This is a genomic window from Pseudidiomarina gelatinasegens (genome assembly GCF_004025325.1).
In the GTDB taxonomy this organism is placed as follows: Bacteria; Pseudomonadota; Gammaproteobacteria; order Enterobacterales; family Alteromonadaceae; genus Pseudidiomarina; species Pseudidiomarina gelatinasegens.
Genome location: NZ_RSFE01000001.1, coordinates 270178 through 291125, shown reverse-complemented (window position 1 = coordinate 291125; position 20948 = coordinate 270178). Strand labels below are relative to the sequence as shown.

The window sequence follows — 20948 nt, the reverse complement described above, 5'->3', positions numbered from 1 at the left end:
AATGGCTTTCTTAGTTTTACAGTTTCGGGGGTTGCCGCTGTTGTTACTGGTAGTATCGTTGAGAGCGCAGCCTAAATGGGCCTTCATTTCTGCTTCTAAATCGCATTCAGCTACTTTTTGGGGGAGTTGCTTGAGCGAGGGGCAGCTTCACCTAAAATGTATTCTACGGAATCACAGCGTTGAAGCAGCTGGTCGATGAGTTTATCTGATATTGGCATTCTGGTATCCTTCAAATAAGTTGATAAGAATGCTATTTACACAGATATTTTTACACTTTCATGCCGAATGGCTTCGGGCACAAAGAATAACATTAGTTGTATTAATCTATACGTTTTTTAATAGGCTCAATGTAACGCTGCTTAAAATCTGTTATTTGTAACTTGTTTGCTTTTAGTATGCTTTCCAATTCATGCTCTCCTATCAAACGAAGATTGTCAAAACGCAAAATATCGCCGATGAATGAGCGGAAATTATCTTTTAATATTGTTAAGTTTTTCTCTCTTAGGATATAGCTTTGATCATTGATGTAAGCATCGCGATTTAATCTGAGCGCAGGGATAATCAGTATTTTCGTACATGGTGCAGAGTTATAATTTGTATTAAACCATTGTATATGTTGTGAAAATTGTCCCGCTTCGGCTTTGCTAATGAAACGCCGATCTATTTTTACTTGATTTTTGCACTCAATTAAAAAATACGTATCGTCGTCGGCGCACCACAAATTATCGGGACCTGCTTTATCTTCTTTTTCAGGACGTCGACTTTTAAAACCTAACGCTTCTCCTAAATCCTTAATGGCAAGCTCAAACTTTTCAGAATCTGCTCCCCAGCTTAAGGAATCAAGTAGCTCCTAACAAAATAATTTTAAATCCATAGGATTCGCAAATTTTGCTATAAACTTCCTAATCAATTCGTACCGAGTTGAATTTCCGTACTGCAATTTCCGGTGTGGAATACCTTGAGGTGGTTTGAGTAGTGAGTTGTTTAATGTATATGCTTCTTGTTGTGCTTGGACTGATTCCGTCCGACTAAATCCATAGAGGAAAAAGGCTATTTTTTGTAGATACCAGCCTTTCTCATCGTTATCGAGACCTGCTTTGTTTAAGAGACCCTTAAGAATTTTGACACCGGTTTCTATGTCTCCGTTAGATACTGCAGTTTCTGCAGATCTCTCGAAATCTAATCTATGGACTAAACTGACCTCTGCGTCTGTTTTATCAGTATTCTCAAGCTCATTCATTCTAGAAGAGTAAAAACTTTTCCAGTCATCATCTCGAGTTAGAATTTGATTAAAGGTATTGAATAGGATACTCGTAGCTTGATCGTCTTTTGAGGAATCTTCTTTTGCAAACTCTGCAATTTGTTTGCCGATTTCGATTTGTTGTAATGTCTGATTCGAAAAATATTTAGATGTTCTTCCGCCTTTCATAAAAGCAACCAAGTCTGGATTGGTTATTACGATAATACAAAAATCTTTTTCGCCGCGAACACCTCTACCGAGGCCTTGTTCTATTTTCTGAGCAATTCGCACGTTAATTACATCGCTTGATCGCACGCATGACTCTTCGTAGCGGTCAGCTAGTGAATCGGTAAATGGCTTGCCATCTAACACGAGCACACGGCATGCATTATCGGGCAAATCTATTCCATCGTAACGATTAGCAAAGACCAGAGATTGTTTATAGTTACCTTTTTTAAGATCATCTACTAATTGAAACATTCCCTTACTATCAGCTACAAGGACGCCTAATGTTTTGTACTGTTCCGTTTTCCTAAAACTGGGAACTAAAGCGACGACTCCAAAGTTCACATGTTCGGTTGAAAAAATCTTGGAGACTACGGTGGACTGATCAAGTTCGTCACTAATTAGTTGAGGTATAATAATTGCTTTCTCACCTGACCAGCTGCGACTTTTGTCTTCAATGGGGTTTAAAACACTGTCTACTTCAAAACCAAGACCCTTTATGAAAAAGGCATCGTCTTGTGTTGTTGCAGACATAAGAACTCTCGATGTCGCGTTACTAAACGAGCCAAACCTGTCCATGATAGACATGGAGCAGTTAATTTCTATTGCATTGGAAGAGAGGTAAGCAGTACAGAAATCTAATCGATCTCGGAGTAGTGGCCATGTAAATCTTAAGTCACCATCATTGGAATATTTGTGCAGAATCTCAAGAACAGCTTCAGATTTTTCACGCCACGCCCAATAAGGGATTGGTAAAATCGCATCTGTATCATTTGAGCAGATATCTAAGTAGGTTCCAGCGCCTTGTTGCTCTAGTTCTTCTTTAAAAATATGAATAAGTGCCTTATATGAAGACTCAGATTTTTTGATTTTAATAGTTGAAGCGTTCTTTATAGCGTCAATGCATGAGTGTGAATCATCCAGTACAACTGTTCCAACCTCAATAGACTGTTTGTCGAGTTTGAAAACAGATCTTCCGTTAAATACTTTTTGGACATGAGTTACTAATATCTTGGAAGAATCTAAAAATTCATCTGGCAGTTTATTGGAGTCATCATCAAAAATACAGGTTTGAATTCCGAAACGGCTAGCGTCGGCAACTACTTGATTAGCAAGATACTTGTTCGGACAAATATAAAGTGCTGGGAGTTTTAATTCTACTAGTCTTGATTGAAGAAGCAATAGGCCGACTAGAGTTTTACCTTCTCCAGTATGCATTTTGATAATGTTATCCCTGCGATCTCGAAAATCGTGGAACCACCGGCCTAATACTTCAGCTTGCGACGTTCTCAACCTCCCTATATCACTCTCCCTATCTAAGCTGTCATAGATAATTTGAGGTTCGATCGGGCGTTGCTGCGTAGAGCTATTTAGCCGCTTAGAAAAATCAATGGTTGGCATGACAAAATTTCCACAGTGTTAATATTTCATTAACATAAGATCTTTGCGCGGGAAATGCAAAAGGCTAAAGGGAATAAATAGTTACAGCATATATATCTACTTAAATTTAAATGATTTCGGTATTTTGACAAAAGCTTTTCTTGCTAACTTTGCTGGCGGGCCCTGCAGAAGTGAAACTGATGGTTATAATCAAACTCTTGACGCGCTCAGGTAGCAGGGTTGGGGGCTCTTCCATCAAGTCCCGAGAGTTACAATTGGATTGCATTGGAACAGTGTACCAGCTTGCGTTTTGGATATTTTAATTTAATGTAGAGAGAGACTATCTGAACGCGGACTTCGCAGATGACTTTGAATATTAATTATTTTCGCCGTGCGGCCAGAGAAATAGCTAAACATGGTGATAATGACACCTTACCCTATGATATTGATACTTCATTCGTAAGAGATTGCGCAGAAGAACTGTCGCAGATAGCGATTGATTTCTATAATTCGATTGCTAATAGCAACAAGCGTGCAATAGAAAAAATCAAAAGCTTGGAGCTGTTCTCGGAAAAATTAATTACTCCAGCAGGATCAAATGGCTTCCGAATTACCACCAAAATACATTGTTTTTGGAATCTATATTTAAATGGACTCGCACTTTACGTTGCTGAAAATCTAGAACCTAGAAGATTAGATAACGCTCATTCCTATCGATTTTTAAATGAAGGCGATGAATTTTTTGATAGGGAAAAATCTTGGCGCTCCTACCGGGAGGCCACAATTTTAGATCAATCTCTAACGGATGAATCAATAGTTGTTCAAACTGATATATCTAACTTTTATGAACATATATATCACCATCCGTTAGATGTGGCTATTGGTGAGCTGGTTCCAAGTGGTAACTCATTACCAAAGCAGATTATTGAATTGCTCTCGAAGATGTCATCGGGGCGATCATTTGGTTTGCCTGTTGGAGGGCAAGCCTCTCGTATTTTTGCAGAACTGATGATGAGCCAAATTGATTATCTACTCGACACTGAGGGCTATGCATGGCACCGGTATGTTGATGATTTCACTTTAATTTGTGCTAATGAAAAGCATGCTTATGAGGCCTTATCTCGACTATCTAGCTTTCTTGCAGCTTTTGGCTTGTCCTTAAATAAGACGAAAACAGTCTTTTTAAACGCGAAACACTATCGTAATTTTGTCACATCGCAATTGTCGCCGGGGGATGGCACAGCTAGTAAACTTCGTGAGATTGATCTTTATTTTGACCCTTATACAGATAACCCTGGAAAAAATTACGAAGAACTTAAGAATAAAGTTGATGAAATCGACATTATGGAAGCTTTGTCGGGGGAACGGGAGAAAAGCCAGCCAGATAAATTTGTGATCGCTCAAATAAGTCGGTCACTTAACTTTTTGGGTGAGAATACCGCTTTGGAACTTGCTTTGTCGCTTCTTTCTGAGGAAAATTTAAATGCATTTAGAGGGTCAATATCAACGATTTTTAGAAGCATTAATAGAATATTAAATACCGACGTTAAGCCTGATGTAAAAGAGCAAATAAATCGAGCTCTCGATCAGGTGATAACACACTCACCATTTCTTCTAGTTCCTGATACAAATAAGTTATTCTTTTTGAGGGCTATCAGAAATGGGAACAGCCCATCAAGAGTAAAGTTTGTTCAAGAAGTATATCGTCAAAGTGAGTCGTTAACGGTTAAAAGAGCCTGTCTTGATTGTTTAAGAGAGTGGAAGAATCAGGCCGATTTCAATGTACTCAAGACGAAGTGGCACACGATTCGCGAACCTGAGAGTAGAATGTTTTGGTTGTTCACTTTTTCTTACCCATCTTCGGGGAGTCATTTCAGAATGAGTGAGAGTGGAACACTCGAAAATAAGTGGAGATTGGGTATCGAAGATTCATCTGAAATTAAGTTCTTTGAAGTTTATAAAAGTTGGGTATCAAGCCAACATGGATAGGTTTTCTAGGTTACCAGTCAAGGATCCACGAACTGTGGCACGAGATATTCCTGGCTTTTTCGATATACTATTACCAAGCTTAACTCGTTCGGTCGTAGCTGGATTTAATCGGCGCGCTTTTCAAGTCCCAGCATCTGAAAAGATAAACTTGGATGATTTAGCAAGATCCAAGTTACAGCCCTCCATGTTGTTTGAATTAGCTTATAGTCGCGCTGATCAATTATTAAACAATCACGATAATTGGCAAGATGTTATTCAATCCGCTCTAAGCAAACAAAAGAGATATTTTGACTATCGCGAAACACCAAGTCCTAGCGACGAGGATCTTGATTTTTCTGGTGCGGTGGCAAAAAGAATTATTGGAGGGTTAGAATTCATACGACATACTTATCGATCTGATTCGTTGGTTATAGCGCCGAAGATTCCAGGAATGCATTGGATAGCATCCAGTTATGGAGATTTTGCTCTTGACGATCACTTGATCGAAATTAAATGTTCAGCTCGAAACTTTAGCAGAGCGGACTATAAGCAATTGGTGATCTATTGGTTGCTCTTGCTTGCTGATTCACGGGTGCATAGTTCTAAACCTCCAAATTTCGGAGTTTTGTTTAACCCGCGGTTGAATTTGATAACTACGTTTGGTTTTGAGGAACTGATCGACATTGCCGGAGCAGGAATGAATTGTGTTGAGCTGTTAGGCTTATTTGAATCACTTATTGGTGATTATGGAGAACGTGCGCGCCTCTAGGGTAATATTAAAAATGTGCTAGATATTTTCAACACGGTACGATGCTGTTTATACTTTCATTTAAAGATTTTATGGCGTCCCCGGCAGGAGTCGAACCTGCGACCTGCCCCTTAGGAGGGGGCTGCTCTATCCAGCTGAGCTACGGGGACCTTGCGGTGATTCTTACTTTTATATCATAGGCACAAAAAAACCAGCCGCAGCTGGTTTTTTCAATCAAACGCGGCTGTGTATTACAGCGCGTTGATTTTTGCGTTCAAACGGCTCTTATGACGAGCAGCTTTGTTTTTACCGATAAGACCTTTTGTTGCGTAACGATCCATAATCGGTTGAAGGCCAGTAAATGCCTGCTGAGCAGCCGCTTTATCACCTGCTTCAATTGCAGCAGTTACTTTCTTCAACAAGGTACGCATCATTGAGCGACGGCTCGCGTTGTGGCGACGGTTTTTTTCCGCTTGAACCGCACGCTTTTTAGCAGACTTAATGTTAGCCAAGGTGAACTCCTAAAATTCGTTATCTAAATGCAATGGTTTATTAGGGCGGGGAATATGCCTGTTTTTGCCCTTAAAGTCAAGTCCGTTATTCGTTAATCGTTATTCGTGCGCTTCGCTGTTCGTCCGTTACACTATTCGTTGAAAACTTAAAACAGGGATTGTTTTTGATGGCTAGAGAATTGATCGTAACAAAGGTCGCTATAGAGCTGTGTTGTGATGTTTACCGCTTAACGCAGCAATTTCCTGACTACGAAAAGTTTGGGTTAAAAAGTCAAATGCAACGGTGTGCGGTGAGTATCCCGAGTAATATTGAGGAGGGAGCACACAGAGGAAGCAACAAAGACTTCTTGCGATTTCTTTTTATTGCTCGAGGTTCTCTAGCTGAGTTGAAGATACAGTTACGAATTGCTGTGCGACTTGGCTATATTAGATCGGAGGAAAATGAATTATTATCACGCACATACCAACTTTTAAATGCGTTGATTAGTACGCTGAAGCTCCGAATAGCGAAGCGGACGAACAGCGAAGCGCACGAATAACGAACAACGATTAACGAACAACGAGGCTCTCTTGTCTAAATCACTTGCAAAATCCGGCATTATCGTAAGCTTCATGACGCTGATTTCTCGCGTTATGGGGTTGGTGCGTGATGTGGTGATTGCTAATTTGATGGGGGCAGGGGCTGCGGCGGATGTGTTCTTCTTCGCCAATAAAATTCCGAATTTCTTGCGCCGGTTATTTGCTGAAGGCGCATTTGCGCAGGCGTTTGTGCCGGTGCTAACCGAGTACAAGCAGGGGCAGACCATTGAGGCGCAGCGGCTGCTGATAGCGCGCGTAGCGGGTACCTTGGGCACTTTAGTGACAATTGTTACCTTGATTGGTGTGATTGCCTCGCCGGTGGTGGCGGCTATGTTTGGTACGGGCTGGTTTCTTGATTGGTATCACGATGGGCCGCAAGGGCATAAGTTTGTATTGGCCTCTGATTTACTGCGCATTACCTTTCCTTATTTATGGTTTATTACTTTTACGGCGTTGGCCGGCGCGATTCTAAATACCATCGGTAAGTTTGCTGTGGCTGCGTTTACGCCGGTATTTTTGAATATTGCCATTATTGCTTTTGCAATTTGGGTGGCGCCGCAATTAGAACAGCCTGAATATGCGCTCGCTTGGGGTGTATTTGTGGGTGGCGCGGTTCAGTTTTTGTTCCAGATCCCTTTTTTAAAGCGCGCGGGGCTGCTGGTTTGGCCGCGGTGGGGTTGGCATGATCCTGGCGTGACCAAGATTCGCACCTTGATGATTCCGGCGCTATTTGGGGTATCGGTAAGCCAAATTAATCTGCTTTTTGATACCTTTATTGCTTCGTTTTTAATGAGCGGTTCCATTAGTTGGTTGTATTACTCTGATCGCCTGTTGGAGTTTCCACTTGGGCTGTTTGGCATTGCTATTGCGACGGTTATTTTGCCCGCGCTGAGCTCGCGCCACGTGGATAAATCAGCGGATGAATTCAGTAAAACGCTCGATTGGGGCATCCGTACGGTGGTGCTGCTAGGTTTGCCGGCCATGTGCGGTTTGATTGTGCTGGCTGAACCTATGCTCATGGTTCTGTTTATGCGTGGTGAGTTTTCGCCTGAAGATGCGCGCTTAGCGTCATATAGTTTATTCGCGTACGGTTCAGGCTTATTGAGTTTTATGTTGGTGAAGGTTCTGGCAACGGGCTTTTACTCGCGCCAAGACACTAAGCGGCCGGTTAAGTACGGCATTATTGCCATGGTGACCAACATGGTGTTTAACGTCATTTTCGCCATTCCTTATGGTTACGTCGGCCTCGCGATAGCGACCTCGCTGTCCGCTGCCGTTAACGCGGGTCTGCTGGGTTACAACCTTTGGCGTGACGGCGTACTCAAGCGTTACCCAGGCACACTGACCTATTTGTTGAAGGTTACTCTTGCTGTTGCCGCAATGGTCGCGGTCGTGCTGTATCTTGTTCCTGCTCGGCCGTGGTGGCTGGCTGCTGAATTCATTGATCGTGTCTGGCAGTTGACGCTGTTGATTGGCGCTGGTGCGGGGACGTATCTTCTGTCCCTCCTCCTGCTGCGCGTTTTGAAGAGCAAAAACGATATTAGATATTAGCTATTAGATATTAGATATTAGAAAAAGCCGAAACGTTAGGGCTAATATCTAATAGCTAATATCGCTTTTGCTTTTAGCTGGTCTATATTTGGTCTTTATTTGGACTTTCACGCCATTCTCGCCTATTCTTATTCCTGTAACTATCAACAAGGAATAAGTGCCATGTATACCGTTAAACGCCCGCGCATTACTACTGTTTCAGGGTTTAAGAAAGAGATTGCTACCATGGATGTGAATGAGCCGGTTTTGGTTACTCAAAACGGTGAGCCTTTGTATGTGGTGCAAGATCCTGCCCAATACGAGGCCATGCAGGAACAAATGGCCTTTTTGAAGATGATTGCACTGGCTGAAAAGGATGTTCGCGCTGGTCGTGTTGTATCGAGCGACGAGCTTTTCAAAGGACTGGAAGAAAAAGGTGCGCTCGATGACAACAACAGTTAACTACTCCGACGCATTCATTTCTCTACTTGATGCAGAGTTTAATTATCTTCGTAAGAAGGTTGGGTCACGAGCGTCTGCGGATTATTTGGCTGACATCATGAGGCGTTTTGAAGGGAAAGTGAAAGCGTTTCCACTGAGCTGCCCACGTTGCGACGAAGCAATGGTTCTTGGTTATGACGATTACTATGAATTTATTGATGGTAAATCGCAGTGTCGCGTTATTTATCGATACCACGATCAAGTGACTGTGCTTCTGTTTATCCGTACTCGGCAAAACCTGCGCGATCAGTTGTTGAATCTGGTATTAATGACACCTTAGTGTCTGGTTAGCTTTTGGCTAGCCTGTTATAATCGCCGCTTTGTTAATCACTCGACTCACGACACGTAACGACAGGTTTGCTAAGCATTGATGCAACTGATTCGCGGAATTCATAACATTCGCCCCAAGCACCGTGGGTGTGTACTGACTATTGGCAACTTTGATGGCGTGCATTTAGGCCATCAGGCGGTGCTGGCGCAGGTGAAAGCGCAAGCTTTGGCGCGCGGTGTTCCAGCAACGGTAATGACCTTTGAGCCGCAGCCGCAGGAACTGTTTCAGCCAGATAAAGCTCCGGCGCGCTTAACCAACTTTCGCGAAAAACATTTAGCGCTTCGGGCGCAAGGCATTGACCGGCATGTGGTGATTGAGTTTAATCGTAAGTTCGCCAATTTGCCGGCGCGAGAATTTATTGAAAAAGTGCTAGTTGAACAACTTGGCGTGCAGTTTTTGGTGGTTGGCGATGATTTTCGTTTCGGTCACGGCCGCGAAGGTGATTTCGCGATGTTGCAACAAGCCGGTGCTGAGCTAGGCTTTGATGTAGTTGATACACACAGTTATCGACAGCAACAGCAGCGGGTTAGCAGTACTGCAATTCGGCAAGCTTTAACCGCGGGTGACTTTACCCAAGCGGCCGCAATGTTAGGTCGGCCCTATGCATTTGAAGGTAGAGTAGTGCATGGCGAGAAAAAAGGCCGTACTATTGGCTTTCCAACCGCAAATATCCAGTTAAAGCGCTTGCATTCGCCCCTACAAGGCGTGTTTGCTGTAACTGTTGAAACCGCGGATGGAAATAAGCACGCTGGTGTTGCAAATGTTGGCCGTAGACCAACGCTGAACGGCGAGCGGATGCAACTGGAAGTGCACATTTTTGATTACACTGGTGACTTGTATGGTCGGCAGTTGAAGGTAATACCAACGCAGTTTATTCGCGGTGAACAGAAGTTCGCGGATTTCGCGCAGTTGAAGCAGCAAATCGAAGCCGACGCTGAAAAGGCAAAGGCGATATTAGCTATTGGATATTAGAGCTGATGTATCGGGTATTTATGTTTTGTCTAATATCAAATATCCAATAGCTAATATCCTATTCGCATTCAAACATTGAAATAAGTCATGGGGCAAGTAACTCCCCCGAAAAAGGAACCGACATAATGACCGACTACAAACACACGCTGAATCTGCCGGAAACTGAGTTTCCGATGCGCGGTAATCTTGCGCAGCGTGAGCCGCAGATGTTGAAACAGTGGTACGCGGATGACGTGTATGGCTTGATTCGCGAAGCGAAGGCGGGTAAGCCAGTGTTTATTTTGCATGACGGCCCTCCGTATGCGAACGGTGATATTCACATTGGTCACGCGGTTAATAAAATTCTAAAAGATATGATTGTGAAGGCGAAAACCCTGGGTGGGTTTGATGCGCCGTATGTTCCAGGCTGGGATTGCCACGGGCTACCGATTGAACTGCAAGTTGAGAAAAAACACGGCAAGCCGGGCAAAAAGCTGACCGTTGCTGAGTTTCGTCAGAAGTGCCGCGAGTATGCGTTGACGCAAGTTGACGGCCAGCGTGAAGACTTTAAACGCTTAGGCGTGTTTGGTGATTGGGATAACCCTTACCTGACTATGAACCCGCAGCAGGAAGCCGATAGTATTCGTGCGCTGGGCAAAATTATTGCCAATGGACACATGCAGCAAGGCTTTAAACCAGTGCATTGGTGTACCGATTGTGGTTCTGCTTTGGCTGAAGCTGAAGTTGAGTATCAAGACAAACGTTCGCCAGCCATTGATGTTGGTTTTACTGCGGTAAACGAAGCTGAGTTGGTGGCAAAGTTTGATCACCCGCATGACCACGCTGGTGAAGGCGAGGTGATGGTGGTTGTTTGGACCACGACACCGTGGACCATTCCTGCCAACCGCGCTATTGCACTGCATCCGAGCTTGGATTATGCCTTGGTGCAAGTTGAAGCAACCGATGAAAAGCCAGCGCATCGTTTGGTTGTTGCCGACGAATTGGTTACCTCTTCAATGGAGCGTTGGGGTATTGCGGACTATCACAAGTTAGGCTTTGCGAAAGGTGAAGCGCTGGAAAACTTAAAAGTGAATCATCCGTTGTTTGCGGATATTCAAGTGCCCCTTATTTTAGGTGAGCACGTTACCACTGAGTCAGGTACAGGCTGTGTGCATACCGCGCCAGGGCATGGTGTGGATGACTTTATTGTGGGTCAGCGTTATGGCATTGAAGTTTATAACCCTGTTGGCGACAACGGTGTGTATAAAGACGACACCCCGATGTTTGCTGGCCAGCATGTGATGAAGGCTAACCCAAATATTGTTGATGCGCTGCAAGAAGCGGGGCGCTTGGTGCACCACGAAGCATACAATCACTCGTATCCGCATTGCTGGCGCCACAAAACGCCAATTATCTTCCGTGCAACGCCACAGTGGTTTATCAGCATGGATAAAATGCATTTACGTGCCACCGCGCTCGAACAAATCAAACAAGTGCGCTGGGTACCTGAGTGGGGCCAAAGCCGCATTGAAAGCATGGTTGATGGGCGTCCGGACTGGTGTATTTCGCGTCAGCGCACCTGGGGTAACCCAATTGCGGTATTTGTGCGCCGCGATAATGATGAATTGCATCCGCGCACGCTAGAACTGATGGAAGAAGTCGCCAAACGCATTGAGAAAGATGGTGTTCAGGCCTGGTTCGATTTAGAGCCCGAAGAGCTGTTAGGCGATGAAGCGAAAGATTATCGCAAGGTAACCGACACCTTAGATGTGTGGTTCGATTCGGGTGTGACTCATGAAGCTGTACTGAATAAAACGCCGGGTCTGCAATGGCCTGCCGATTTGTATCTTGAAGGCTCAGATCAGCACCGTGGCTGGTTCCAGTCTTCATTGCTAACTGGTGTGGCGATGTATAAGCAAGCGCCCTATAAACAAGTGCTGACGCACGGCTTTACCGTGGACGGGCAAGGCCGGAAAATGTCGAAGTCTATCGGCAACGTTATTGCTCCGCTGGAAGTTATGAACAAACTTGGCGGTGATATTCTGCGCTTGTGGGTTGCGGCTACGGATTACTCCGGTGAAATGACCGTTTCTGATGAGATTTTAAAACGTGCCGCGGACAGCTACCGTCGTATTCGTAATACATCGCGCTTTTTGTTGGCGAATATCAACGAGTTTGAGCCGAGCAAACACGCGGTAGCGCCTGCCGATATGGTGGCCATAGATAAGTGGATTGTGGCGCGCGCAGTGAGCCTGCAAAAAGAAATTTTATCCGCTTTAGATGACTACCAATTCCACGTGGTGGTGCAAAAACTCATGCACTTCTGCTCAATTGAATTAGGTAGCTTCTATCTGGACGTGATTAAAGACCGCCAGTACACCGCCAAGCAAGACAGCGTTGCACGCCGTTCATGTCAGACGGCTCTGTACCACATCGCTGAAATGTTGGTGCGTTGGTTAGCCCCTATTTGTAGCTTTACTGCGCAAGAAATTTGGGACGCATTACCGCAACAGTTGTCTGACGGTGGTACGCGCAGCAAGTACGTTTTCACTGAAAGCTGGTACTTAGACGCAGAACACATCAGTGTTAGCCCGGCCGATAACGAGTTGTGGCAAACCATTTTAGAAGTGCGTGACGAAGTAAACCGCATGCTGGAACAAGCGCGCCGCGACGATGCGATAGGCGGTTCGCTGCAAGCAGAAGTGACAGTTTTTGCGGTTGACGATATTGCCGCGCAACTGAAAAGCCTCGGCGAAGAACTGCGTTTTGCCTTTATTACCTCTGCTGTGTCAGTAGAAACCGTCACTGAAGCCCCAGTGGGCGCGGTTGCTACGGAGCTCAAGGGGGTTTGGGTGAAAGTGGCTAAGTCGGACCATGCTAAATGTGATCGTTGTTGGCATCACCGTGCCGAAGTTGGCACCATTGCCGCGCATCCAAACTTGTGTTCACGCTGTGTGACCAATGTGGATGGCGCGGGAGAGGAGCGTCGCTTTGCCTAAATCAACTGTCGAATTGAAGAAGCGTGTGAGTGGGCTACGATTTTTGTGGCTTACTTTCATTCTTATTGTGCTGGATCAATTTACCAAGCAATGGGTAATTCGCGTATTCGATTTATACGAAAGCATTGAGGTGATGCCGTATTTAAATCTGACCTATGTGCGTAACATGGGCGCCGCGTTCAGCTTCTTGAGCGATCAAGGTGGCTGGCAGCGTTGGTTATTTACATTTTTCGCAATTGCCATCAGCGTGGTTTTATTGATTTGGTTACGTCGCAACCCAGTGAACTTGTGGCGTCAGAATACAGCATTTGCGCTGATTCTTGCGGGTGCCATCGGAAATGTTATTGATCGTATTATGTACGGTTATGTTATTGATTTTCTTGATGTGTATGTAAATGATTGGCACTGGCCGGCATTTAATGTGGCCGATATGGCAATTACTCTCGGTGCGGTATTAATGTTACTAGAGGCGTTTTTTGAACAACGCCAGGAGCCTCAAGCATGATCAGTCGTCTCCCGATCGAACACGGTCGCGAAGTGGTTTTGCATTTTACGATAAAACTTACCGATGATTCCGTTGCGGACAGCACCAAAATGTCTGGTAAACCGGCGAAATTCCGGATGGGCGATGGCTCATTAACTGAGAATTTTGAAGCCTGCTTGGTTGGTTTAAAAGCAGGCGATGACCGTGAGTTTGAGTTGGCGCCGGAAGATGCGTTTGGCATGCCGAACAAAGACAACTATTATCAGGTAGACACCACCAAATTTGGTCAAGAACGGCCCGCGGTAGGGCAAATATTTACCTTCCCGCAACCTGATGGCACTGAGTTGCCAGGCATTGTGCGGGCGATCAATGATCAGTTTGTGACCATTGACTTTAATCATCCGTTGGCAGGCCAACGAGTACGATTTGCCGTTGAAATTATTGAGGTAAATCCTTAGGAAAACGAAAACGATATTAGCTATTGGATATTAGATATTAGCTCGAAAATATCGGTTTTTTTAATATCTAATATCCAATAGCTAATATCGCAGTTGGAGTTTTTATGAATATTGTGTTGGCGAATCCGCGTGGTTTTTGTGCCGGTGTTGACCGGGCGATTACCATTGTTGAGCGCGCGTTAGAGATATTTGAACCGCCTATTTATGTGCGTCATGAAGTGGTGCACAACAAATATGTGGTGGACTCATTGCGTGACCGCGGTGCGGTATTTGTTGATGAGCTGCACGAAGTGCCGGACGACAGTATTGTTATTTTTTCAGCACACGGTGTTTCGCAAGCGGTGCGCCAGCAAGCGAAAGACCGCGGCTTGCGTGTGTTTGATGCAACCTGTCCATTGGTAACTAAAGTGCATATGGAAGTAACCCGTGCCAGTCGCAAAGGCCACGAATGTGTATTGATTGGGCATGCGGGGCATCCGGAAGTAGAAGGCACCATGGGGCAATACAACAACCCGCAGGGTGGCATTTATTTGGTTGAATCAACCGAGGATGTGGCCAAGCTGACGGTTAAAGACCCAACGCAATTGCATTACATGAGCCAAACCACGTTATCGGTTGATGATACAGCTGATGTGATTGATGCCTTGCGGGAAAAATTCCCTGAGGTGCAAGGGCCACGCAAAGATGATATTTGCTACGCCACTCAAAATCGTCAAGATGCCGTGCGCGAGCTGGCTGCCGAGGTTGATTTGTTATTGGTGGTTGGCGCACGCAATAGCTCCAACTCTAACCGTTTACGCGAGCTTGCTGAAAAAATGGGCACTCCAGCTTATTTGATTGATGATGCAACCTGCATTGATAAAGCATGGCTGGACGGTAATTCGAATATTGGTGTCACAGCCGGCGCCTCAGCACCTGAGGTGCTGGTGCGTGATGTGGTGAAACAATTGCAAGCGTGGGGCGGCACGACGGCGCAAGAGCGCAGCGGTCGTGAAGAAAATATTACTTTCTCCATTCCCCCAGAGCTACGCGTCGTCGAGCTCTAACAAGGCTACTTCCAACAGGCTGCGGGCGTTTTCTGATCGTTCTGATTAATGCTCATCGTCGCGCAATCGGTGTCCGAAGTCTGGACTCCGGTTGCTGTAGCCGTTAACGTATAAGTCTCTGCGCCGATGTTGGTTACGCTGAAAGTGTAAAACTCACTTGACGATGTAAAGCCCAAATCAGCTATGGAAGCATAGCTGGCATTGCGCAATCTGTACTCTTCCTGGACCATCTGTAATTTCATCAATTCGCCCATAGCGTCTGCCCTGCGGCCCTGTTTCACGTAGTTAGTGAAGTTTGGGTAGGCGATTGCTGCAATGATGCCTATAATTGCTACCACAATCATTAATTCTATGAGTGTCATGCCTGATAACGTTTTTTTAACTTGCATTTATTCCACCTGTTTATACTATGATTAATGCATCTGCTCATTAGTACGATAATTTTGGAACAAACGCAATGCGTCAAGGATTTACTTTACTCGAGCTTATCGTCACCTTATTAATTCTCAGTATAGTGCTGGGGTGGGGTGTGCCTGCGACTATTGATTTAGCGCGTACCATGCGCTTGCAAGGCGCTGCCCAAGACACTTATGCACTGCTGCAATATGCCCGTTCGGATGCGCTGAGCAGCGGCGAAAACCGTTTCGTGGTGTGGGATGAGCTGAATGGACAGTGGTGTGCGGCAGTTGCAGAGACATCATTGTGTAATTGTTTAACGGAAGACTGTGCTATTGATGGTGTATTGCGCCAAATTAACGGCGATGACTACACCGGCGTAAGCTATGCATCGGCCGTTTTTGCGGCAGGCGACCACACACGCTTCGACGCCATGCGTGGTTTAGCTGAGGGTAATGCCGGCACCGTGAGCTATCAATTAAAAAGTAACAATAATGTTGTTGAGCAAGAAGTTCGGGTAGTGGTTAGCCAACTCGGACGTTTACGCTATTGCCAGGTTGGCGGCGTGGGGAGTTATCCAGCATGTTAAAGCAGCGCGGCTTGTCATTAGTTGAATTGATGATCACGATTACCCTAGGCCTGATTTTGATGGCGGCACTCACCTCGGTGTTCTCTGCTACCTTGGGTACCAACTCGCGTAGCTTAAAACTGAGCCAATTGCAGGAAGAGTCGACCGCGGTTATGGATTTGCTGGTTGGCGACTTGCGTCGGGCTGGCTATCGTGGCGACGCCCACTTGTTGGTGGTAGACCCAGATAACGCCGTCGCAGGGTTTAATAACTCCATTGTGGTTTCTCAGCATCCCAGTGAAGTTGCGGCCAGTTGTTTATTGTTTGATTACGATGCCAACAACAGCAGCACGCACGATGGCGACCCTGAGCGGTTTGGTTATCGCTTGCGCGATGGGCAGGTACAGCGCCGCCAGGCTGGCGCCGCATGCGGTGATGCTGGTTGGGAAGGGCTAACCAGCCCAGATCTCATTCAAGTGGACGTTTTAGAATTTGTTTTAACCGAGCGTATGCTCGATGCAGTGAACGAACAGGTTGTCGAGGTTTTAATGGTGGTGTCTTTGCCAAGCGATAGCCAAATATCACGTGAACTTGCAACAGAGGTGGTGCTTCGCAATGCATTCTAAACAAACAGGCTTCGCCACCATCACAATTACCGTGTTGTTATTGTCGATTATTATTTTAGTTACGCTTTATACTGCGCGATTCAAAGTGCAAGAACAGCGAATTATGCGCAATCATGCCAGCATGCAAGAAGCAACTATGGTTGCTGATGCGGCGATTGAGCAGGTGATTATGGAAGTTGATGGTGACCGTTCCGACTTGAACCGAACCATTGCCGGGACGATTGGCGCGGCACAATATTCAGCCACGCTAGCCAGCACCTTGTTTGAAGAAACCATTCGTGGCGACGTAGAAATTGTCGATGTTGTGCTAACAGCAAACTCGGCGGACACTCGCGCTACACGTACCGTGCGCCAGCAAATTGCGGTGTTACCCATGATTCGCTCGGCCCCGGATACGCCGGTAGCAATTAAAGGCAGTATGAACGTTTCCGGTAACTTTGAAGTTGTGGCCAACCCCAACGGTGGCGGAGATGGCGTGCCTTTGTCGATATGGACCGAAGGTGATGTTGATATCAACGGTAGCGGCACTACCTGCGGGCAGCAAGAATATACCGAGGGTAATTGCTCATCTCAACCCTTTAGCGAGCGTGGCGAGCACGGTGTCGATATCCTCGATAATGACCCAAACTTCCCCGACGATTTACTGGAATATTTATTTGGTGTGCCCGAACCTAAGTGGCAGGACTTACGTGACTCAGCCACGGCTATCGTTAATGGCTGTGACAGTATTGGGCCAGCATCCACAGGTTTAATCTGGGTGATTGGTAACTGCGCACCCAGTGTTGACATTGGTTCTACTGAGAATCCTGTTGCGTTAGTGATTCAAGACGGCAGTCTCTCTATTAACGGCAACACGGTTGTAAACGGCCTTGTGTTTGCCTTTCGCACACCAGGTAATGTAACCGACTATGATTTAAAGCTTAACGGCGGCGCAACCATTAACGGCGCGGTGATGGCGAATTTCGACCCTTCTTTATCCAACGGTACGCTGTTAGTGCGCTACCATGAAGAGGTGTTAACCAACTTGGTTAACAATGATGCATTTAAGCGAGTGACTCGCGTGGGAGGTAGCTGGCGTGATTTCTAATCAAGCATATGCACCGCGAAAGCGTGGTTTTACCTTTGTGGAAGTTTTAGTAGCGCTGGTTATTATTGCCGTAGGCGTAACCGGACTCGTGAGTTTGCAGCGTACCTTTATGCAAAGTTCAACGCGGGCGACGGAACATTCTGCTGCGCTTGAAATTGCGCAGCAACGGCTTGAAGAACTAAGGTTTGAGCTGTTTGAAGACATTGCGTCGGGCACCGACAGCGTGTTACGCGATGATAAAACCTATGCTGTAAGTTGGGCGGTCGCACCCCAATATTTTGACGGATTGTGGCGCACAACAGGAGATCCTGATTTACCTAGCCCGCTGCCGCCTTCACCCGATGCCAAAATGGTATCCATTGAAGTGGCTTGGCAAATGCGTGGTGGTGAAGATCAAGTACTAACCTTAGAAGGTTGGTTAGGCCGCATCGCGATGCGCGATGGTGGTTTAGCGGTGACCACACCGCCGCCACGTAATGAACCCAGTGTTACGTATAACCCAGGTGCAGCACCTGAAGTTATCGCGGTTAAGCTCACAGAAGACGACAGCGCACTGAGCTATCAGGTGAAAGAGACAACGCGACCAACACCAACGGTGATGCGTAGTGGCGACCGGCTAACCGTGCGTTTTGACACAGTAACCTATGATGAAGCCACGCAAACGCAGCGCGTGGAAGACTTTATCACACTGAACTGCTCATGCATGTTTACCGGCTTTGAGTCGAGCTCGATTACCCCACACCGGTTGATTTTAAAAGATGATCGTTTAGTGCTTGACCCAAATGGTGGTGCGGAAACTACCAAAATGACGGGTGTGTTAAACCCAGCGGTTACTGGCCAGCCACAGCTGTGTAATGAGTGTTGTCGAAATCACCATGATAATTCGACCATGGTTAACACAGGAAATATTTTCAAACACGACACGCAACGTAAGCAAAATGGTAACCATCGCCATTTTTATCGCGACGAAAATGGGCTGTTAGTTGAATCCAATCAAGGCGCGAACAATGTGTACGAAGAGTCGTGCCGCATGCGGCGTATCGACGGATGGTACGCCATGTACCCCGACTGGCAGTTCCATGCGGTAACGGTAACTTCTGCAGATTATCTGATTAATCCAGATGGGGCTGCGGTATACACCAGTTATGTGCGTGATGTGGTCAAGTCACTGGTGATGGATTCGGCTTTACCTACCGCACCAAGTGATCGTGATGTAACTGTTAACCCAGGTTCGTACCAAATGATAGGCCGTGGCATTTATTTGGACGACATGTCGACCGAACATCTACAAACGGTGCGCACCGCAATTATGAATAACGAAGCCGACTGGATTTCGAAGGTGCCTTTTTATGAGGTCAACCTGACTTTGCTTGGGCTTTGGGAAACATCGAATCAACCGGTAGCTGACGTGACCAATGAGCCGATACAAACCATTGTAGACCCAGAGCTCAATTACTACGGAACCTACAGCCGCGGTCGTGTCAGTGCGCGTGATGCCGGTATAGCGACTGTAACGATGAATGCCAACTTAGGGAATGCCAGTGTGCTTGGTAGTCTCCCCGTACATCCGCTAGAAGATAGCGGGCTCAGCAGCACTGTCAATGTGACTGTTGATGCGTCGGAAGGAACGACACCATTGTACTCCGTAACCGGTGAGATTTATTGCCTGCAGTTTAACGGGCAGCCATGTAAGAATACGCACTACCGTGATGTTAGTGTTAGCGGCGTAAATGTAACCTGTAGTTTCTCGAAACAAGGTAATGCGGATACCGGCTCGTATGCTTGTAATGGTATTCCGGCTGGCACGTCAACGACGATTAATTTCGCCAAGGCTGGTTTTACGTTCACGCCTTCGTCGGTCTCTGTTGTTAACTTAAGCACCAACGAAGTTCATAACGTGCGAATGGACGAAAATTGATACGTGAGGCTTATATGGCCTTGCAAACCTGTGGTACTATCGGGTCACTTTTGTTGACCCGATAGGTTGCCTAACTTCCAATGTCTGTTGTTATTGAAACGAAACAACTCACGTCGGTTCGTGCGGGACGCACGCTCTTCTCATCACTTTCGCTGCAACTTTGCGCCGGGGAAATTCTTCACGTTGAAGGCCCCAACGGCGCCGGTAAGTCAACACTACTGCGAATTATCGCTGGCCTTTTAAGCCCGCAAGAAGGGCAGGTGCTGCTATTTGGTCAGCCTCAATATGAAGACCCTGAGCTTTGGCAACGTAACACCCTATTCATCGGGCATAAGCCTGCCGTCAAAGCTGAACTCACCGCTTTAGAAAATCTGCATTATCAAAGTCAATTTGATGGTGCTGAAGACGTTGATGCGTGGCACTTGTTAGAAACCGTTGGCCTGCTGGGGTTAGAAGACCTTCCAGCCCAACAACTTTCTGCCGGACAACAGCGCCGAATTGCGCTTGCGCGACTCTGGTACAGCACGGCACCTTTATGGATTCTTGATGAACCCTTTACCGCGCTAGACAGCCGTGGCATTAAATTGCTCCACGAGCGTTTTCAACATCATATTGACCAAGGGGGCGCCTTGTTGCTCACCTCGCACCAGCCATTAACGTGGTCTGGGGAACGATTACAAAAAATACGCATCGAACCTCATGATGAGGCGCTTGGCTATGAATAACGCAAGCACTTGGCGCATATTAAAAACACTGATGCGACGTGACTTAGCCGTGGCACTGCGGCGGCGCAGTGATGTTATTAATCCACTGTTATTTGTTTTAATCGTGGTCACTTTATTCCCACTGGCCGTTGGCCCGGGTCCTGATATTTTAGGGCGCATAGCCACCGGTGTGATTTGGGTGGCGGCGTTGTTGTCAGCGTTACTTGGTTCTGAGCGTTTGTTTCGGGATGATTTTCTTGACGGTAGTCTTGAGCAAATGGTGCTGTTGCCGGCGCCACTTCCTGCGCTGGCGTTGGGTAAAATTGTGGTGCATTGGTTGTTAAGTGGTTTGCCACTGGTGATCTTAGCGCCGCTTTGCGCATTATTATTAAAACTGCCGTTTGAAGCTTGGGGCACGTTAATGCTCACTCTCTTAGTGGGTACCCCAATGTTGAGTGCCATGACTGCCGTAGGGGCAGCGCTCACGGTAAGTTTAGGGCGTGGCGGTGCGCTGTTGAGTTTATTGTTGTTGCCGTTGTTTATCCCTTTGTTGATATTTGCGGCTGCGGCAGTTGAGAGTACGCTAGTGGGTACATCTGCATACGGGCAAGTGGTATTATTGGCAGGGTTAATGTTACTGACGCTAACGTTAGCGCCTTTGGCGGTGGCTGCAGCAATACGAGTGAGCGTGAATTAA

20 protein-coding genes and 1 tRNA gene are annotated in these 20948 nt (G+C 46.2%); 17 read left to right on the top strand and 4 right to left on the bottom strand.

The window, feature by feature from the left end; all coding sequences use genetic code 11:
* Window positions 1-850 precede the first annotated feature (850 nt).
* Window positions 851-2866, bottom strand: a complete 2016-nt coding sequence (locus EGC76_RS01460; protein ID WP_128351239.1) for a DEAD/DEAH box helicase family protein — start codon at window positions 2864-2866, stop codon at window positions 851-853.
* 342 nt (window positions 2867-3208) lie between these two features.
* On the opposite strand from EGC76_RS01460, the gene EGC76_RS01455 reads away from it, so the two are divergent.
* Window positions 3209-4834: an RNA-directed DNA polymerase gene (locus EGC76_RS01455; protein WP_128351238.1), complete on the top strand. Its 1626-nt coding sequence runs from the start codon at window positions 3209-3211 to the stop codon at window positions 4832-4834.
* 34 nt (window positions 4835-4868) lie between these two features.
* Window positions 4869-5582 (top strand): hypothetical protein, encoded by a 714-nt coding sequence (locus EGC76_RS01450; RefSeq protein ID WP_128351237.1) that lies wholly within the window; start codon window positions 4869-4871, stop codon window positions 5580-5582.
* 72 nt (window positions 5583-5654) lie between these two features.
* Here EGC76_RS01450 and EGC76_RS01445 read toward each other — a convergent pair.
* A tRNA-Arg gene (locus EGC76_RS01445) sits at window positions 5655-5731 on the bottom strand.
* Between the two features lie 81 nt (window positions 5732-5812).
* Window positions 5813-6073 carry a 30S ribosomal protein S20 gene (gene rpsT, locus EGC76_RS01440; RefSeq protein ID WP_128351236.1) on the bottom strand — a complete coding sequence of 87 codons (261 nt, stop codon included), beginning with the start codon at window positions 6071-6073 and terminating at the stop codon, window positions 5813-5815.
* 167 nt (window positions 6074-6240) lie between these two features.
* Here rpsT and EGC76_RS01435 point away from each other — a divergent pair, with 167 nt between their 5' ends.
* From EGC76_RS01435 to ispH, 9 genes are all read left to right on the top strand, one after another.
* Window positions 6241-6612, top strand: a complete 372-nt coding sequence (locus tag EGC76_RS01435) for a four helix bundle protein (RefSeq protein WP_128351235.1) — start codon at window positions 6241-6243, stop codon at window positions 6610-6612.
* A gap of 31 nt (window positions 6613-6643) precedes the next feature.
* A complete protein-coding gene (gene murJ / locus EGC76_RS01430; RefSeq protein ID WP_128351234.1) occupies window positions 6644-8203 on the top strand; it encodes a murein biosynthesis integral membrane protein MurJ in 1560 nt (519 codons plus the stop codon).
* Window positions 8204-8365: 162 nt separating this feature from the next.
* Window positions 8366-8644: a type II toxin-antitoxin system prevent-host-death family antitoxin gene (locus EGC76_RS01425; protein WP_128351233.1), complete on the top strand. Its 279-nt coding sequence runs from the start codon at window positions 8366-8368 to the stop codon at window positions 8642-8644.
* Window positions 8628-8963 carry a hypothetical protein gene (locus EGC76_RS01420; RefSeq protein ID WP_128351232.1) on the top strand — a complete coding sequence of 112 codons (336 nt, stop codon included), beginning with the start codon at window positions 8628-8630 and terminating at the stop codon, window positions 8961-8963. Before EGC76_RS01425 ends, EGC76_RS01420 begins: the two co-directional genes overlap by 17 nt.
* Window positions 8964-9053: 90 nt before the next feature.
* Window positions 9054-9986, top strand: coding sequence for a bifunctional riboflavin kinase/FAD synthetase (gene ribF, locus EGC76_RS01415; RefSeq protein WP_128351393.1), 933 nt, complete (start codon window positions 9054-9056; stop codon window positions 9984-9986).
* A gap of 125 nt (window positions 9987-10111) precedes the next feature.
* Complete coding sequence (ileS, locus tag EGC76_RS01410; RefSeq protein WP_128351231.1) at window positions 10112-12964, top strand: isoleucine--tRNA ligase; 2853 nt, start codon at window positions 10112-10114, stop codon at window positions 12962-12964.
* Window positions 12957-13469 carry a signal peptidase II gene (gene lspA / locus EGC76_RS01405; RefSeq protein ID WP_246013864.1) on the top strand — a complete coding sequence of 171 codons (513 nt, stop codon included), beginning with the start codon at window positions 12957-12959 and terminating at the stop codon, window positions 13467-13469. Before ileS ends, lspA begins: the two co-directional genes overlap by 8 nt.
* Window positions 13466-13906, top strand: a complete 441-nt coding sequence (gene fkpB, locus EGC76_RS01400) for an FKBP-type peptidyl-prolyl cis-trans isomerase (protein WP_128351229.1) — start codon at window positions 13466-13468, stop codon at window positions 13904-13906. The genes lspA and fkpB overlap by 4 nt, the downstream gene beginning before the upstream one ends.
* Before the next feature lie 104 nt (window positions 13907-14010).
* Complete coding sequence (gene ispH / locus EGC76_RS01395; protein WP_128351228.1) at window positions 14011-14952, top strand: 4-hydroxy-3-methylbut-2-enyl diphosphate reductase; 942 nt, start codon at window positions 14011-14013, stop codon at window positions 14950-14952.
* 5 nt (window positions 14953-14957) lie between these two features.
* Here ispH and EGC76_RS12030 read toward each other — a convergent pair whose 3' ends face one another.
* Complete coding sequence (locus EGC76_RS12030) at window positions 14958-15341, bottom strand: type IV pilin protein (RefSeq protein ID WP_128351227.1); 384 nt, start codon at window positions 15339-15341, stop codon at window positions 14958-14960.
* A 68-nt stretch (window positions 15342-15409) separates the two neighbouring features.
* Between EGC76_RS12030 and EGC76_RS01385 the strand changes: the two genes are divergently transcribed.
* The 6 genes from EGC76_RS01385 (at window position 15410) to ccmB (ending at window position 20948) form a co-directional block, all read left to right on the top strand.
* Window positions 15410-15937, top strand: a complete 528-nt coding sequence (locus EGC76_RS01385) for a GspH/FimT family pseudopilin (RefSeq protein WP_128351226.1) — start codon at window positions 15410-15412, stop codon at window positions 15935-15937.
* Window positions 15931-16542 carry a prepilin-type N-terminal cleavage/methylation domain-containing protein gene (locus EGC76_RS01380; protein ID WP_128351225.1) on the top strand — a complete coding sequence of 204 codons (612 nt, stop codon included), beginning with the start codon at window positions 15931-15933 and terminating at the stop codon, window positions 16540-16542. The genes EGC76_RS01385 and EGC76_RS01380 overlap by 7 nt, the downstream gene beginning before the upstream one ends.
* Window positions 16532-17629: a hypothetical protein gene (locus EGC76_RS01375; protein WP_128351224.1), complete on the top strand. Its 1098-nt coding sequence runs from the start codon at window positions 16532-16534 to the stop codon at window positions 17627-17629. The genes EGC76_RS01380 and EGC76_RS01375 overlap by 11 nt, the downstream gene beginning before the upstream one ends.
* On the top strand, window positions 17619-19547 hold the full coding sequence (locus EGC76_RS01370; protein WP_128351223.1) for a type IV pilus modification PilV family protein: 1929 nt from the start codon (window positions 17619-17621) through the stop codon (window positions 19545-19547). The genes EGC76_RS01375 and EGC76_RS01370 overlap by 11 nt, the downstream gene beginning before the upstream one ends.
* A gap of 80 nt (window positions 19548-19627) precedes the next feature.
* Window positions 19628-20272: a cytochrome c biogenesis heme-transporting ATPase CcmA gene (gene ccmA / locus EGC76_RS01365; RefSeq protein WP_128351222.1), complete on the top strand. Its 645-nt coding sequence runs from the start codon at window positions 19628-19630 to the stop codon at window positions 20270-20272.
* Window positions 20265-20948: a heme exporter protein CcmB gene (ccmB, locus tag EGC76_RS01360; RefSeq protein ID WP_128351221.1), complete on the top strand. Its 684-nt coding sequence runs from the start codon at window positions 20265-20267 to the stop codon at window positions 20946-20948. The genes ccmA and ccmB overlap by 8 nt, the downstream gene beginning before the upstream one ends.

Bases quoted from the DNA above. Each gene is read 5' to 3' on its own strand.
- ileS (WP_128351231.1), top strand. From the start codon at position 10,112: ATGACCGACTACAAACACACGCTGAATCTGCCGGAAACTGAGTTTCCG.
- EGC76_RS01435 (WP_128351235.1), top strand. From the start codon at position 6,241: ATGGCTAGAGAATTGATCGTAACAAAGGTCGCTATAGAGCTGTGTTGT.
- ccmB (WP_128351221.1), top strand. From the start codon at position 20,265: ATGAATAACGCAAGCACTTGGCGCATATTAAAAACACTGATGCGACGT.
- ribF (WP_128351393.1), top strand. From the start codon at position 9,054: ATGCAACTGATTCGCGGAATTCATAACATTCGCCCCAAGCACCGTGGG.
- EGC76_RS01375 (WP_128351224.1), top strand. From the start codon at position 16,532: ATGCATTCTAAACAAACAGGCTTCGCCACCATCACAATTACCGTGTTG.
- EGC76_RS01385 (WP_128351226.1), top strand. From the start codon at position 15,410: ATGCGTCAAGGATTTACTTTACTCGAGCTTATCGTCACCTTATTAATT.
- EGC76_RS01380 (WP_128351225.1), top strand. From the start codon at position 15,931: ATGTTAAAGCAGCGCGGCTTGTCATTAGTTGAATTGATGATCACGATT.
- EGC76_RS01425 (WP_128351233.1), top strand. From the start codon at position 8,366: ATGTATACCGTTAAACGCCCGCGCATTACTACTGTTTCAGGGTTTAAG.
- EGC76_RS01420 (WP_128351232.1), top strand. From the start codon at position 8,628: ATGACAACAACAGTTAACTACTCCGACGCATTCATTTCTCTACTTGAT.
- EGC76_RS01455 (WP_128351238.1), top strand. From the start codon at position 3,209: ATGACTTTGAATATTAATTATTTTCGCCGTGCGGCCAGAGAAATAGCT.
- fkpB (WP_128351229.1), top strand. From the start codon at position 13,466: ATGATCAGTCGTCTCCCGATCGAACACGGTCGCGAAGTGGTTTTGCAT.
- ccmA (WP_128351222.1), top strand. From the start codon at position 19,628: ATGTCTGTTGTTATTGAAACGAAACAACTCACGTCGGTTCGTGCGGGA.
- EGC76_RS01460 (WP_128351239.1), bottom strand. From the start codon at position 2,866: ATGCCAACCATTGATTTTTCTAAGCGGCTAAATAGCTCTACGCAGCAA.
- ispH (WP_128351228.1), top strand. From the start codon at position 14,011: ATGAATATTGTGTTGGCGAATCCGCGTGGTTTTTGTGCCGGTGTTGAC.
- EGC76_RS12030 (WP_128351227.1), bottom strand. From the start codon at position 15,341: ATGCAAGTTAAAAAAACGTTATCAGGCATGACACTCATAGAATTAATG.